Below are 12,556 nucleotides of genomic sequence, written 5' to 3'. Positions count from 1 at the left end.
CTCCGACGATGGCCCACATGATGGCCAGGATGAACAACGTCAAGGCCAGCACACCGATGATGAACAACCCATCCCCCTGATCCTGCTGCTGTCGTGTCATGCGACGCTGCAATTCAATCTCAGAGAAGGGGAGGGGAGCTCTCAGCTTCAGGGGAGGGTAGTCGAGCGGACCATCGCCTGGCTCCACGGCTTCCGCCGACTCCGCATTCGCTGGGAACGCAGAGCCGACATCCACGAAGCATTCCTCAAACTCGCCTGCTGCCTCATCACCCACCGACAACTCGACTCATTGTGTTAGCCGTTGTTAGAGTCAAGCTCAGTTCTGGCCTACAGGGGCAGCTTTCTTGCTCCTGAGAGCAGGAGCCAGCCCCAACCACTCAAGCTGCTCTGCAGTGGCCTTTCCCTGCGCCTTCAGTTCCTCTACCAACTTGGTCGCCTGGGCTACTTGTTCCTGAGTTGGGCCAGTGGTGCTGCTCTCAATCACGTACCGAAGCTTCAAGAGCTCTCTGTTCTCCAAAGACATCTGAGACTTGGCAACTTTAGGCGGAGAGGTACTGGGCGTCCTCGAACCTTGCGTGCTTATCGTGGAGTGTTCGGAGCCGATCAGAGGGTAAAAGAAAACCATCACAGCGGCTACAGCCGTTGCTGTCACGGCCCTGCGGAGGGTTTTGCGGCGCCGCGCTCGGCGCTGCAAGTCCATGAGCGGCGGCTGCCGTGCGGCCCGGGTGCCCTCCTCCACGAGATGAGAAAGACTGCAGTCTTCAGGGGCGGCCATCGCAGGGTAGGGCTCCTTCCGGATCGGTGGCGAGATGCCGGGCCAGGCTTGCCCGGGCCCGGGCGAGCCTGCCGCGCACTGTGCTCGACGGCAAGCCCAACTGCTCCGCGATCTGATCTATTGGGAGATCGAGTACGTCGTGGAGCAGCAGCACAGGACGTTGATTTACGGGCACCTGTCCAAGCATCTCAGCAAGATGAACTGTCTTTGGGGAGAGCTGCACTTGCGAGGTCTGTGCACCGAGGCGAAGTAACGCAGCAGCTCGCCGTCGCAACCTACGGATCTCGCTGACTGCCAGGTTGATCGCCACACGGCGTACCCATAATTCTGGGACATCGTAGGTCTGAATCCGAGGCCAGCGGCCCAAGGCACGAACAAACGCCTCCTGAACGACATCCTCGGCTTGTTCGAGACTCCCGGTGACCGAGAACAGTTGGCCTACCAGCCGCGCGTACGCAGACTGGTAGAACTCCTCGAAGTCCAAATGGCCGGTCTGCTGTCCCCGGTCACCACTGCTTTCGTTTTGCACTCAGCTAGCTAGCTGGCTACGGGGGCAGCCTGCTTGCTCTGTTCGGCAGGAGTCAGCTTCAGCCACGCAAGCTGCGCTTTCGTGGCTTGCCCAATCGCCCTCAACTGCTTTACCAACTTGACCGACTCAGCCACCCAGGCCGGGCTCAAGCCAGTTCCTTTGGTCTCCTCCTGAATCGCGAGGAGCTCCGCGTTCATCTTCTCCACCTCGGCCTTGGTGTCCTCCTGGGAAGAGACCTTCTTCGGGATGACGACCTGGGACCGGTGGACAGTCTGACGTCCGACACTCTTGCCGGGCGCGGCAAGTGCCGTCGTGGCCAACACGACGCACAGACCTGCAGCAGCCACGCCAGCAAACCCGATTATGCGTTGCTTCATAGTTGAACCCCTGCTCCCTCGGAGGATGTAACGGACAGCTTGAGCCACCTGAGTGAGTCCCGTTGCTGCCCCACCACCCCCACGCCTCGGCCCGTCTCTGGTGCACGCCACATCGGCAGTCTTTATTAATTCGTAATCAAATGCAGCCACGGGGATGTCAATTTAGCGGGTGATATTGGTTGTTAAAGGTCGGTTGCTGGTTGGGGGAGGCGGCCTTCGAAGGCGATCTGGAAGGCGTTCAGGGGTGTCTTCCAGCGCATGGTCCACCGCTTACGACGCTTGCCCGTGGGGTCCAGGCTCATCAGCGCCACGTAGATGCACCTGAAGTGCGGCGGCCTCGTTGAGGAAGTGTCCGCGGGCGCGAACAGCCCTCCGGGTCAGGGCTTCGGCGTAGTCGCCGGGCTCAGGTTCATGACGGTTCGCCAGGTTGGCCGGCCGGGGAGAGCGGAACAGGCACGGCTTCCGAGATCATGGAGTTCTCGACGCCCCGTGACCTGCCTGGAAGGCCGTGCCTGCCGAAGCGTCATCGCTCATCCCGCCTGCCCTTGACCAACTCCGCGAGCCGACGGCTGTTGTAGAAGTCGGTGATCCAGGTCGCGATCCGGATCCGGGCCTCGGTGCGTGTGGCGAAGGCGTGCCTGTGGACGTACTCGGCCTTCAGCACGCGTCCGGGAGGACGACACGCGGGTGTCCGCACCCTGCCCGGGGGCCGCCGACCTCGCGCTACAACACCAGCGGGGCGTCAGCAACCATGCGAACGGCAGATCCAAGCCTTCAACGGCTTCGGTCTCCGCGACCCGGCAAGCCGCCCGACACGACGAACGCCTTCCCTGAACTGCCGCTCCCACAGCAGGAGTTGGCCACTCACCTGCCGAGGCCAAGTCGCTGGGCGAGGTCGTGAGCCATGGCGCTGGTGAGGCCTCCGTCGTAAGCGCCGACGATCTCGACACGGCCCACGGTGATCGAGTGGGCCACCATGGGAGCGTCCCACAGTTTGCCGTCCACGACGATGGCGAACTGGTTGCGCGGGGCCGGGGCCGACGCGAGGGAGCCGGTCAGCGTGGCGAAACGAGTCCGGTCGGCGGGCGTGAGGGTCACCTCCACCTGCCAGCTGCCGTCGACGGTGCCCTTCTCGGCCTTCGCCGCAAAGACGCGGACGTCGCTCAATCCGCCGGCCGGGTCGGCGTGAATGCACATCGCCGGGTGGGTCTCGGTGCGGTGCACGGTATAGCCGCCGCCGGCCGGGGTGCAGGCCCGCTCTGTCGCCGAGGTGACCGGCAGGAGGGAGATCGTGGCCGCCTTTGTTGCGTCTCGTCCTTCGGCGGGCTGCACCACGTGGGCGCGCAGCGGGTCGTCGTCCGCGACAGCCACCCAGGCGGTGGCAACCGCCGCGGCGAGGGCGACCCCGGCACCGGCGCGCGTTAGCCGCTGCCGCCGCCGGGCGACCCGCAGTGCGCCGTCGGCCAGGCCGACGAGATGGGCGCCGACGTCACCGTCGCGCTCCCGGACATGGGTGTGCAAGGTGTCGTGCAGCAGCGTTTCGTGCAGCAGCTCCTCGGTCGAGTCGTTCATGCGGTCACGCCCCTTCCGGAGGCATTGGAGGAGGCGGACGGCCCTGCCTCGGCCAGAGTGATGCGGAGCGTGACGAGGGCCTTGTGGGTCTGGCTGCGGACCGTGCCCGGAGCGACGCCCAGGATCGCGGCGATCTCGCTGTCGGGCCGGTCCTCGAAGTAGCGCAGCACGACCACCGCACGCTGACGCTTGGGCAGCCGCCGCAGCGCGGCCATGATGTCCTGCCGCTGGACGACGGCGTCGGCCCAGTTGGCGCCCTGTGCGGACGGCTGGTCCGGCACGGAGTCCGTGACCGTCTCCCGCCCCCAGCTGAGCAGCCGGAAGCGATCCACCTGGGCGTGGTAGAGCGCGCGGCGCACATAGATCTCTGGCTGTTCCCGGTCACGGAGCTTGGACCAGCGTCGGGCCGTGGAGGCAAGCGCGGTCTGGAGCAGGTCCCGGCCCTGTTCCCAGTCCCCGGTCAGCAGGTAGGCCGTGTGCAGCAGCGATCTCGACCGCGCCGCCACGAACTCGCGGAACTGGCGTTCCTCGTCGGCGTTCAATGCGCCCTCCCTCGTTCCCCCTTAAAGACGGGTACGGACACGCAAACGACTGCCCTGCCGCACCCACTTTCTCCGCCTCGTCCACCGGACAGCAACGCCGACAACGCAAGGGCTTCCTGCGCCGCGACCCGCACCGCCCGCGCGCGTACGAGGTCCGCGGCAGCGACCAGTCCTCGTCGGTACAGCCCACGGACACCGCGGGCAAGGCCGCCGCGTCGTACGTCCCCCTGGTGGGCCGGATCGCCGCCGGTGGCCCGATCCTCGCCGAGGAGTCGCTCGAGGAAGTCTTCCCCCTCCCCCGCCAAGTCGAGGAGGAATTCGGCGACGACGGGGTCGGGGAAGAGGGGATACCAGTCGCCTCGTGCCACGTCCGAGCACAAAAGGGGTCAGTCGCGGTAGGGGTGTTGGGGTGCCCCCCTCTCCCCCCTCAGGGTGAGGGGCGCTTGCGCACCGGATTGGCGCCGGCGCGGCCGGGCATCTGGGGTTTGAGTGACTTGACCGGTCACGACACGAGCCCCGTCAGTGTCGCGTTCCGGCGGCGGGCGCGTCCGGGAGCGGCCGCGGAACAAGTCGGGGGCGAACCGGCTGGGCTTCGCACTGTTGCTGAAGTTCTTCGAGGTGAAGGACCGGTTCCCGGACGTCGGGGAGATCCCGGAGCCTGCAGTGGCGGGTGACCTCGATGACCAGCTCGGCGTCGTGACGGAGCCGGCCCCGGACCGGGGCGAGTCCGCGCACGGCCGCGGCCTCGCCGCCCTCCCCATCGGCCCTATGGAACAGGGCGGGATACCAGGTGGCGTTGAAGGTCGATGTGGCGGAACTGGTGAACGGGGCCGCCCCGGCGCAGGATGTCGTGCGAGACGGCAGTCAGGTGGGCCAGTCCTGCTCGGAGCAGGACCCGTTGGGGCGGGCCTTTCAGGCTGCGTGTGGGTGCAGGCGTGCGGCGCTGCGCCCCAGTCGAATGGCTCCGGCCAGCGGGATCACCGTGGCGATCACGAATGCGCCTACGAGTTCGGCCGGCCCGAGGCCGTCGGCGAAAGCGAACAGTGCGGCAGCCGCGGGGGTCACCAGTAGGGGTGAGAGGGCGCAGATGCCGCCCAGGCGCTTGTCCCGCCTGGTCCAGGCTGTGGAGCGCCAGATCCGCACGGCGGCAGAGACGGCCAGTACGAGGCCGATGCCGAGGACCCAGAAGAACGGGGCGGCCAAAACCATCATGCCCAGGGTCAGAGTGGTGCGCGCGCTGCTTTCCGGCTGCAGCGGGTCGACGCCGGGCTCTTCGGCGATCGCGGCGGCGGCGATCTCTCCGGGGGGGCCGAGCTTGTCCAGGGCCTGCTGGACCGTCGCGTCATCGGCGCCCTGCGCCAGCACGGACTCGATGTGCTCGCGCAGGTCTGCCACCAGGTCACGGCGCCGGTCGCCGGACAGCACTGCTGCCTCTCTGTCGACCGAGGCCAGGTAAGTGCGAACCAGCGGGTGGGTCAGGGAGGCGCTCATTTATTCATCTCCAGAAACGAGAAAACGGTCAACAGCATCACGGAAACTGGGCCAGTGCCCGGAGAACTCGTCCAGAGCCTCCCGACCCTGGTCGGTCAGCTCGTAGTACTTGCGAGACGGCCCGCTGGCCGACTCCACCAGGAACGTGTCCGCCAGGCCGCTTCTGCGCAGACGGGACAGCAGCGGATACAGCGTTCCCTGGCTGGTCGCCATGACCGGCGTATCCGCAAGAGTCTCCAGCAGCTCCACCCCATAGCGAGGCCTGTCACGCAGCAACGCCAGGACGCAGTACTCCAGCACGCCCTTGCGCAGCTGGCTCACACCGCGGGCGTCCACGTCGTTGCTTGCTTTGCCAGCTACCATGCAATGCATACTACGCGAGCGCGTCAACCCCCGGTTCCCAGATACGCGTCAAAGGGGCAAGGGTGCGGATCGTTTCGAGGGAGGGGTTGATCAGGCGCTGAGCGTGTACCGGTGCAGGGGCCCTACCTTGTGTCCGCAGCGCACACCAGTCGTGATCATTCGGCGGGCTCAGAACAGTTTCGCTTCGGGGGCGAAGGCGGGCAGCCTTTCGAGGCTGCCGCGCACGGCCTCGGCGCCGTACTCGAACATCTGCCGCTCGTAGTCGTCGACCGCGCCGAGCAGATCCCGGCGGCCCGCGTCGGCCTCGATCAGGCAGCGGCGCAGCAGTTCGGCATCGCGCAGCGCGGTGTTCGCGCCGTTGCCCCCGGTCGGGGAGGTGGCGTGGATCGCGTCGCCGAGGAGCGTGACCGGGCCGGACGCCCAGCGCTCACCGGGCTTGACCACCCGGATGGACAGCAGCGTGCTGTTGTCCGGGTCGGCCTGCTCGATCAGCGCGCGCAGCTCCGGGTGCCAGCCCTCCATCCTGGAGAGCACGGCGTCCTGCGCGGTCAGATCCTCCAGTGAGCCGTTCGACGGCAGGATCATGGCCCAGCGCACATAGTCGCCGATGTCGGGCAGCGTGACGTCGGGGGCCAGTCGCTCGGCGGCCTGCTTCGGCGGGGTACGGAAGCGCATCGCGCCGAGCAGCAGGCTGACGCCGTCGCCCGTGATCTTCGAGCCGTACGCCTTGGACAGGCCGGCGAACTCGTCGGTCAGCGGGGTGCGGCCGATGACGAAGCGGACGCCGGTGTCGATCGGGGTGGTCCGCGGCGACAGCACCCCGCGGACCGCGGAGGTGACGCCGTCCGCGCCGACGAGCAGGTCGGCGGTGGCCGGGGCGCGGTGGGCGAACCGGGCCTGGACGGTGCCGTCGGGCTGCACGTCGTAGCCGGTCAGCGCGGCGTCGGTGTGCACAGTGAGGCCCGTCAGCAACAGGTGTCGCAGCACCTGCCGGTCGACCACGATGCCAGTCCGGCCCGCGCCGAACCTGCCGATCTCGTTCAACTGCGGGTCCAGGACCAGTTGTTCGGCGGAGGCGTCCATGACGATCTCGTCCAGCAGCGGGTGCCAACGTGTCGGCAGGCAGTCGCGCACCGCCTGGAAACCGGTCGGGTTCAGCACGAGCCGGTAGCCCTGGAACCGGGCGACGATCCCCGGGTCGCGCTCGAACACGTCGGCCTCGATGCCGGCACCACGCAGACCCTGCGCGAGAGCGAGACCTCCCAGACCGGCTCCAACGACGGAAACTCGCATGACATACCTCCGGGATATCGATACCGCGGTACTTCGATACTTCGGCACCTCGGCACCTCGGCACGAACTAAGTTCGTTCTGACGATCTAAGTTCTACTAAACGAACTTAGTTCGTGTCAAGGTAGGGTGGTCGGCATGTCCGCAGATCCCCGCCACCGCCGCGCAGCCCGCCACGCCCAGCCCGGGGCGGAGGCAGCCACTCCGCCGGCACGCAAGAAGCCGATCACCGTCGAGCGGATCACCGACGCCGCCCTGGAAGTCGTCGCCACCGAGGGGTACGACGCGCTGACCATCCGCCGGGTCGCCGCCGTGCTCGGCACCGGTCCGTCGTCGCTGTACGCGCACATCGTCAACAAGGACGACATCGACGACCTGCTGATCGGCAGGCTGTACGCCGAGGTCACGCTCCCCGAACCGGACCCGGCCGCCTGGCGCGAGCAACTGCTCGGGGTGTACACGCAGATCCGCGACCTGTACCTGAAATACCCGGGAGTCTCGCGCGCCGCGCTGGCCATGGTGCCGACCAGCCTGGAAACGCTGCGGGTCGGCGAGGGAATCCTGGCGATCCTGCTCGCGGGCGGCATCGAACCGAGGACGGCCGGCTGGGCCCGCGACGCGCTGTCCCTCTACGTCAGCGCGTACGCCCTGGAACGGTCACTGGTCCGGCAACGGCACCGGCACCAGGACCCGGAATGGGTGCTCAGCCACGAGGAGTTGCTGGCCCGCTTCACCGCACTGCCGGCCGAGAAATTCCCACAGACCCGAACCCACGCCGCCGAGCTCATCTCCGGCACCGGACACGACCGCTTCAAGTTCACCCTCGGCCTGCTCATGAACAATCTCCGGCCCGCATCCGGTTGACCTGCGGCATGCGATGGCCCCACGGCACCGAAACATTCACAAGTGACGGGCCACTGCCGCGTTGACCAGGCTTCTCTAAATCGGATTCCCTTTCGACGACAAAATACCGACGGGGGATCGAGTGACCCGGCATTCAAGGGCGCCACCCGGTCGGGGCACCGGGCTTTTTCATCCATATGGGCCCCACCCCCTGGATCACGTGAGCGGCGAGCCGTAACCAGAACCTGCTGCATCCGGGGACCTCGCCGGGCGCGCGACTGGTGGAGAGCACGGTGATCGACTGGCTCGCGCCATCGTTCGGCATGGATGGCGGCCATCTTGTCCCGGGCTCCTCGGTGCCCGATCTGACCGTGCTCTGGGCCGCGCGTGACCTGGCCGGTGTGCGCACGGTGGTCAGCCTCGGAGATGACACGCCTGTCGATCCACAAGGCTGCCAGGATCCTCGGTCTCGAACCGCGCTTGGTCTCAACCGATGATCGCCACTGCCTCCGTCTCGACGAAGTCGACGATCTCTCCACCGCCGCCCTCATCCTCACGGCCGGCACCGGGTCTTCTGGAAGCGGCGGTGCGCTCGGGTGCGAGGCAGTCCTTGCGGGCCAAGGCCCGCTGGTCGACGAGGAACTGGCCGCCGGGCTGCTGGGCGGGACGGCGAGATGGCCGTGTTCGGCCTGATAGGCCTCGACGGTGGCCAGGTGGCCTCGTGGTCGTCCCAGATCATGCGAGAGCCTTGAGTTTCGGCGGTCCACGCCGCGTCGAGGGCGCCCGCGCACATCCCGTCCTGGGCGGAGCGCGGATATCGGCGTCGTCACCGGCTCCACGGCCGTGCGCACGGCGTTCAGCGGTCACGGGCCACGACGGGTGTGCGCGCCGTGGGACCGCCCGACCGGCACGACCTACAGCCTTCTTGTCTCCCGGGAGCGGCTTGAGCAGCGGCTCCAACGAAGCGGACACTTCCTGGTCCAGGGGATGTTCGGCGAACGGCAGACCGTCACAGCCGAACGCCCGCATCTGGGGGAAGTTCAGCGGAAGAAGGTCTTCGCCACTGTCCTGTGCGGCGTGATCGCTCTTTCCCTCGTCGGTGTCACCGTCTACCGTGACCGCGGCGGCCTCGCCTGGCGGCTGGCCGACGCCCGTACGGCCTGCACGGGGGCGACCAGCCATACCGCCGTGGTGCCGGACACACTGCTCGGCCGCACTCCTCCCCCGGCCCTCCGTCCCCTGTCCGCGTCGGGCCCCGCCCGGAACTCGACGAGCGGGTACGCGTGCGGGAGATGCTCATCTACCTCAGTGACACGCTGCCCCGGTTCGTCTCCCCTTCCGCCCGGCTGCATAGCCTGCAGTGCGCTCTGCGCGCCGACACCCGCGGTCGTGTCCGGCTGCCGACGGGTTGCTGTGCGGCATGCGCCTGTGTGGGCACTCCCCGCAGCAGACCGGAGAGCTCCTCGACCGGCTGGTGACAACAGGCGCCCTGACAACTTGGCACCGCCATCAGGAGACCGCCGAGCCAGTCCGGAACTGCCCCAGCCCCTGCACACGGACCCGCCCGGTAGCAGGGCCCCAAAGGAGCCAGACGGCGTGGCGCTGACGTCCGTGCCGGACCACGGATGCCACTCGAGAGGAACAATTGGTTCCGCCTGTCCGTAGTATCTCTACACCAAGGCATCCTGCGGCAGTCACAGTGGCTGCACCGCCGGTACGGCGCAGAGGGAGCCTGCCTCTGTTCAAGACCGCGCGCATGGATCACCGCCGCACACCGAGGAAAGGCCAGCATCATGTCCGAAAGCACAACGGCCGCCACGGGACTGACATCCCAGTACACCGCCCAGGTGGCCGGAGACCTCGAAGGCAACCTCAAGGAACAGGAACGCGTCGGCGCGGAAATCGCCGCCCTGCAACAGCAGATGAATGCCCTGCAGCAGGATCACAGCGTGCTGGTCAACATCCAGCAGGCGCTCGGTGTCACACGCGAACCGGATGGCCCGCCGGCCACCGCCGAGAGTGCCACCGCACCGACTCCCCCGCAGGAGACCGAGGCCGCACCCCCCAGCAGGCGAAGGGCACGGAAGACCACGGCCCCGCGGGAAAGCACGACGGCCGGGAAGCCAGTCGCCGACAGGACCACGTCCAAGACCGGCACAGCCAAGGCCCAGCCCACCCTGGTGGAACTCATCCGCCGCCACCTCGTCGAACAGAGCGAGCCACGCTCCGCCGCGGAAATCTCCACCGCACTCAGCAAGGCTCACCCCGAGCGCACCATCAAGACCAAGGTCGTCCGCGTCACCACCGAGGGCCTCGTGGCCAAGAGCCAGGCCCAGCGCACCAAGCAGGGCAACTCCGTCTTCTACACCGCCCCCGCCGCATCCGCACCGGTGGCCGTATCTGGGACCGAGGGCCAGCCCGAGGGCACCGACCGCTGAAGCCGGGCTCCGGGAACACGGTGCTGCGTTCGGACAGCGGGCGCCAGGTGGCTGAGCGCCGACCGGAACGACGATCCCCGTACGCACGAGGAAGTCCGCCGTCGGCTTCCCTTCGTTGTCAGTGGGGAATCCGGTCTGCGGCAGCCTCAGCTCGGAAGCCACACGCTGGGGAGCGGCCTCAGTGATCAGTTCGGTGAGCCGTGACCGGCCTGCCACCGCGTTGCGTCCGTGCAGACGGATCGGTGCGGCACCTTGGATCAGGAGCGGGCGCGGCGCCTTCGCCGGGTCTGCACGGATGACCAGGACCATCAGGCCGTCGGTCTCCGGACACAATCGGCGGAAGCTTCACTCCTCGGTCACGGTACGAGGGCGTCGAGATCGATATCCAGGGGGAAGGGTACGGACACCTTCAGTCGACCTCGGTGGATGCCTGTGGGCACATAGGTACTCGTCATAGCGTCGAGTTCGTAGGTGTGGACAGTGGGGGCGCCCCCCTCGTCCTCGATACGCCAGAAGTGGGCGATCTTGGCCTGGCCATACTTGAAGGGTTTCAGAGACCGGTCACGGTCCGCCGACTCCTCCGAGACGACCTCGACGACCAGAGCGACATCCTCGGGCGCGTACCAGGTGCGGTCAGGATCATATGCGGCGGTAGAGACAAGGATGTCGGGCTCGGGCCGGCTCTTCCTGTCCAGGCGGACCGTCATCTCCCGCTCCGCTTCGAAGCCCGCGGGAGCTGCCTGCCGCAAGCCGAACGTGAGATTCTCCACGAGCCGGGAGTGCCAGGACCGCTGCGGCGACATCATGAAGATCAATGCTCCGTCGATGAGTTCGGTGTGCCGCGGCGCCTGCGGAAGGTGGTCAAGGTCCTCCGCCTCCCAGCCACTCGGCCTGGGCGGGATCATCCAGTCAGGAAGTCCGGCGGTCACGGCTGCCTCCAGGCGCCTTCAAAGGTGGTCAAGGGGCCTTGCTCCCGGAGCACGGACACAGGCCACACGATCAGTGACAGCGTAGTTGATGCAGCCAGACGCCCGGATAGATCGGAGAGGCTCGTGGTCTGGTCACCGGAAGCAGCTTCCACCCTCAAAAAGAGGGAGTTGAAGCACACTCGGGGCGCGAAAGAAGCGCACATGGCCGACAGGCGAGCCTGCTGCGGCGTCTGGGGGTGAGGCGTTCTTTCGCGTCCTGGTGTCGCGTGTCACTCTGCGATCAGTTGACGGTCGGGATTGGGGGCCCCGTGTCGTTTCAGTATGTGCCTGCGTTACCCGTCAAGCGGGGCGACGTTCTGGGCTTTAGGGATGTCGCCGCGGATCTCGCGGCGCGGATGGCCCCGTTGTGGACCGTCCCGGTGATCAACCTGCGGACCGGTGAGGCTCCCTCGACGCGGGAGCGGGTCAAGCATCTGCAGAAGGCGGCCCAGCAGCTGCACCCGGTGAGCGGTTCGGGGCAGAGCTGGATCGACACCCGGCATGCCGAGGAAGACCCCAAGATGGTCGGTGACGCGTTGTGGGGCGAGTTCGGGCTGTTCACTGCCGCAGCGCCGGTCACCGGCCCCGAACGGCCGCCCGCTCAGCAGGCGCTGGCCCAGGAACTGGCGGACGCCTTCAGCAACGGGCTGGGGCTGCGCGCCTGGACCTGAGGGGCCTGCCGGTAACGGAGGCTGCCGAGCAGGTGGCAGAACTGGTCAAGCGCAGCACCGACGCGGTCGAGGCCATGGACCTGCTGCTGGATCTCGGGGCGATCACCGACGCGGCCCAGGCGGCTGAGTACGGCGCCCGTGCAGTAGCAGAACTGAGCCGAGACGCGCTGGAACGCGTAAAAGCCATTCCGGCGCGGCCAACGGACAGGAACGCCACACGCGGAGTGAGGCCGCTCTCCAGGCGATCACGGACTTCGTACAGGCCGCAGGCACACAGATCGGCCCCTGGGCCAGACCGTCTCACTCGGCAACGGACTTCGGTATCTCCAGTCTTCGGGTATGCGGCAGGCGGCCTCGGTGAGTTCGGCGTGCTGCCGATTGTGGTCGATGAGGCCGTCCTCGGCCACGATGAGAGAGGCGACGCGGGGAGCGCCCGTCATGCCGCGTTCCCTTCCGATGGCTTCACACGGGGCGGGGATACGTCTTCTCCCCCGCAGATGTCCGTCGGTGTCGCACCCGGTCTTTCGTCGGTGCTCCGGTCGTGCCGAGGGATGAGCCGCGGCGGAGGTCCAGCCTTCCGCGGCGCGGGACAAGCCCTCACTGTCCATCCCTTGTTCTTCGCAGGGAATCCCGGCCTTCAGGCCGGGCGGGAATGCGATCCTCGGCCCGGAGGCGCGCAGCGCCGGAGTTCTCTGCG

Annotated in this window: 13 protein-coding genes and 3 pseudogenes; 6 read left to right on the top strand and 10 right to left on the bottom strand. The window is 67.4% G+C overall.

All coding sequences use genetic code 11. The annotated features are described in order from the left end of the window. Nucleotides 1–157: 157 nt before the first annotated feature. A pseudogene (locus ACIRRY_RS49665) lies at nt 158–298 on the top strand (transposase); the annotation flags it as partial. 463 nt (nt 299–761) lie between these two features. Here ACIRRY_RS49665 and ACIRRY_RS49660 read toward each other — a convergent pair. From ACIRRY_RS49660 to ACIRRY_RS49635, 6 genes and pseudogenes are all read right to left on the bottom strand, one after another. Next, nucleotides 762–1,304, bottom strand: a complete 543-nt coding sequence (locus tag ACIRRY_RS49660) for a sigma-70 family RNA polymerase sigma factor (protein ID WP_403987073.1) — start codon at nt 1,302–1,304, stop codon at nt 762–764. Nucleotides 1,305–1,312: 8 nt separating this feature from the next. Then, entirely contained in the window at nt 1,313–1,681 is a 369-nt protein-coding gene (locus tag ACIRRY_RS49655) for a hypothetical protein (RefSeq protein WP_403987070.1), read from the bottom strand. A 182-nt stretch (nt 1,682–1,863) separates the two neighbouring features. Next, nucleotides 1,864–2,056, bottom strand: a pseudogene (locus ACIRRY_RS49650) (IS256 family transposase); the annotation flags it as partial. Between the two features lie 148 nt (nt 2,057–2,204). Then, the gene (locus tag ACIRRY_RS49645) at nt 2,205–2,345 is read right to left on the bottom strand and encodes a hypothetical protein (RefSeq protein ID WP_403987067.1); all 141 of its coding nucleotides are present in this window, start codon (nt 2,343–2,345) and stop codon (nt 2,205–2,207) included. A 200-nt stretch (nt 2,346–2,545) separates the two neighbouring features. After that, entirely contained in the window at nt 2,546–3,253 is a 708-nt protein-coding gene (locus ACIRRY_RS49640) for a SecDF P1 head subdomain-containing protein (protein WP_403987064.1), read from the bottom strand. Next, nucleotides 3,250–3,795 (bottom strand): SigE family RNA polymerase sigma factor, encoded by a 546-nt coding sequence (locus ACIRRY_RS49635; RefSeq protein WP_403987061.1) that lies wholly within the window; start codon nt 3,793–3,795, stop codon nt 3,250–3,252. Before ACIRRY_RS49635 ends, ACIRRY_RS49640 begins: the two co-directional genes overlap by 4 nt. A 71-nt stretch (nt 3,796–3,866) precedes the next feature. On the opposite strand from ACIRRY_RS49635, the pseudogene ACIRRY_RS49630 reads away from it, so the two are divergent. Continuing rightward, nucleotides 3,867–4,160 (top strand): annotated as a pseudogene (locus ACIRRY_RS49630) (LexA family protein); the annotation flags it as partial. Between the two features lie 547 nt (nt 4,161–4,707). Here ACIRRY_RS49630 and ACIRRY_RS49625 read toward each other — a convergent pair. The 3 genes from ACIRRY_RS49625 to ACIRRY_RS49615 form a co-directional block, all read right to left on the bottom strand. Continuing rightward, nucleotides 4,708–5,286: an HAAS signaling domain-containing protein gene (locus ACIRRY_RS49625; RefSeq protein ID WP_403987058.1), complete on the bottom strand. Its 579-nt coding sequence runs from the start codon at nt 5,284–5,286 to the stop codon at nt 4,708–4,710. Beyond that, nucleotides 5,287–5,649 carry a PadR family transcriptional regulator gene (locus ACIRRY_RS49620; RefSeq protein ID WP_403987055.1) on the bottom strand — a complete coding sequence of 121 codons (363 nt, stop codon included), beginning with the start codon at nt 5,647–5,649 and terminating at the stop codon, nt 5,287–5,289. A gap of 168 nt (nt 5,650–5,817) precedes the next feature. Next, complete coding sequence (locus ACIRRY_RS49615; protein ID WP_403987053.1) at nt 5,818–6,942, bottom strand: FAD-dependent oxidoreductase; 1,125 nt, start codon at nt 6,940–6,942, stop codon at nt 5,818–5,820. Between the two features lie 135 nt (nt 6,943–7,077). Here ACIRRY_RS49615 and ACIRRY_RS49610 point away from each other — a divergent pair, with 135 nt between their 5' ends. The 3 genes from ACIRRY_RS49610 to ACIRRY_RS49600 all read left to right on the top strand — a co-directional run bounded on the left by ACIRRY_RS49610 (nt 7,078) and on the right by ACIRRY_RS49600 (nt 10,220). Continuing rightward, entirely contained in the window at nt 7,078–7,803 is a 726-nt protein-coding gene (locus ACIRRY_RS49610; protein ID WP_403987050.1) for a TetR/AcrR family transcriptional regulator, read from the top strand. Between the two features lie 272 nt (nt 7,804–8,075). Beyond that, on the top strand, nt 8,076–8,279 hold the full coding sequence (locus ACIRRY_RS49605) for a hypothetical protein (protein WP_403987047.1): 204 nt from the start codon (nt 8,076–8,078) through the stop codon (nt 8,277–8,279). Nucleotides 8,280–9,575: 1,296 nt separating this feature from the next. Next, nucleotides 9,576–10,220: a hypothetical protein gene (locus ACIRRY_RS49600; protein WP_403987044.1), complete on the top strand. Its 645-nt coding sequence runs from the start codon at nt 9,576–9,578 to the stop codon at nt 10,218–10,220. Nucleotides 10,221–10,576: 356 nt separating this feature from the next. Here the strand turns inward: ACIRRY_RS49600 and ACIRRY_RS49595 are convergent, their stop codons facing one another. Next, nucleotides 10,577–11,149, bottom strand: coding sequence for a Uma2 family endonuclease (locus tag ACIRRY_RS49595; RefSeq protein ID WP_403987041.1), 573 nt, complete (start codon nt 11,147–11,149; stop codon nt 10,577–10,579). Between the two features lie 323 nt (nt 11,150–11,472). On the opposite strand from ACIRRY_RS49595, the gene ACIRRY_RS49590 reads away from it, so the two are divergent. Beyond that, on the top strand, nt 11,473–11,859 hold the full coding sequence (locus ACIRRY_RS49590; RefSeq protein WP_403987038.1) for a hypothetical protein: 387 nt from the start codon (nt 11,473–11,475) through the stop codon (nt 11,857–11,859). The last annotated feature ends 697 nt before the right edge of the window (nt 11,860–12,556 follow it).

The organism is Streptomyces sp. NPDC101776 (assembly GCF_044766845.1).
Lineage (GTDB): Bacteria > Actinomycetota > Actinomycetes > Streptomycetales > Streptomycetaceae > Streptomyces.
This window is presented reverse-complemented; position numbering and strand designations above follow the sequence as displayed.

Bases quoted from the DNA above. Each gene is read 5' to 3' on its own strand.
- ACIRRY_RS49615 (WP_403987053.1), bottom strand. From the start codon at position 6,942: ATGCGAGTTTCCGTCGTTGGAGCCGGTCTGGGAGGTCTCGCTCTCGCG.
- ACIRRY_RS49610 (WP_403987050.1), top strand. From the start codon at position 7,078: ATGTCCGCAGATCCCCGCCACCGCCGCGCAGCCCGCCACGCCCAGCCC.
- ACIRRY_RS49600 (WP_403987044.1), top strand. From the start codon at position 9,576: ATGTCCGAAAGCACAACGGCCGCCACGGGACTGACATCCCAGTACACC.
- ACIRRY_RS49640 (WP_403987064.1), bottom strand. From the start codon at position 3,253: ATGAACGACTCGACCGAGGAGCTGCTGCACGAAACGCTGCTGCACGAC.
- ACIRRY_RS49655 (WP_403987070.1), bottom strand. From the start codon at position 1,681: ATGAAGCAACGCATAATCGGGTTTGCTGGCGTGGCTGCTGCAGGTCTG.
- ACIRRY_RS49620 (WP_403987055.1), bottom strand. From the start codon at position 5,649: ATGGTAGCTGGCAAAGCAAGCAACGACGTGGACGCCCGCGGTGTGAGC.
- ACIRRY_RS49625 (WP_403987058.1), bottom strand. From the start codon at position 5,286: ATGAGCGCCTCCCTGACCCACCCGCTGGTTCGCACTTACCTGGCCTCG.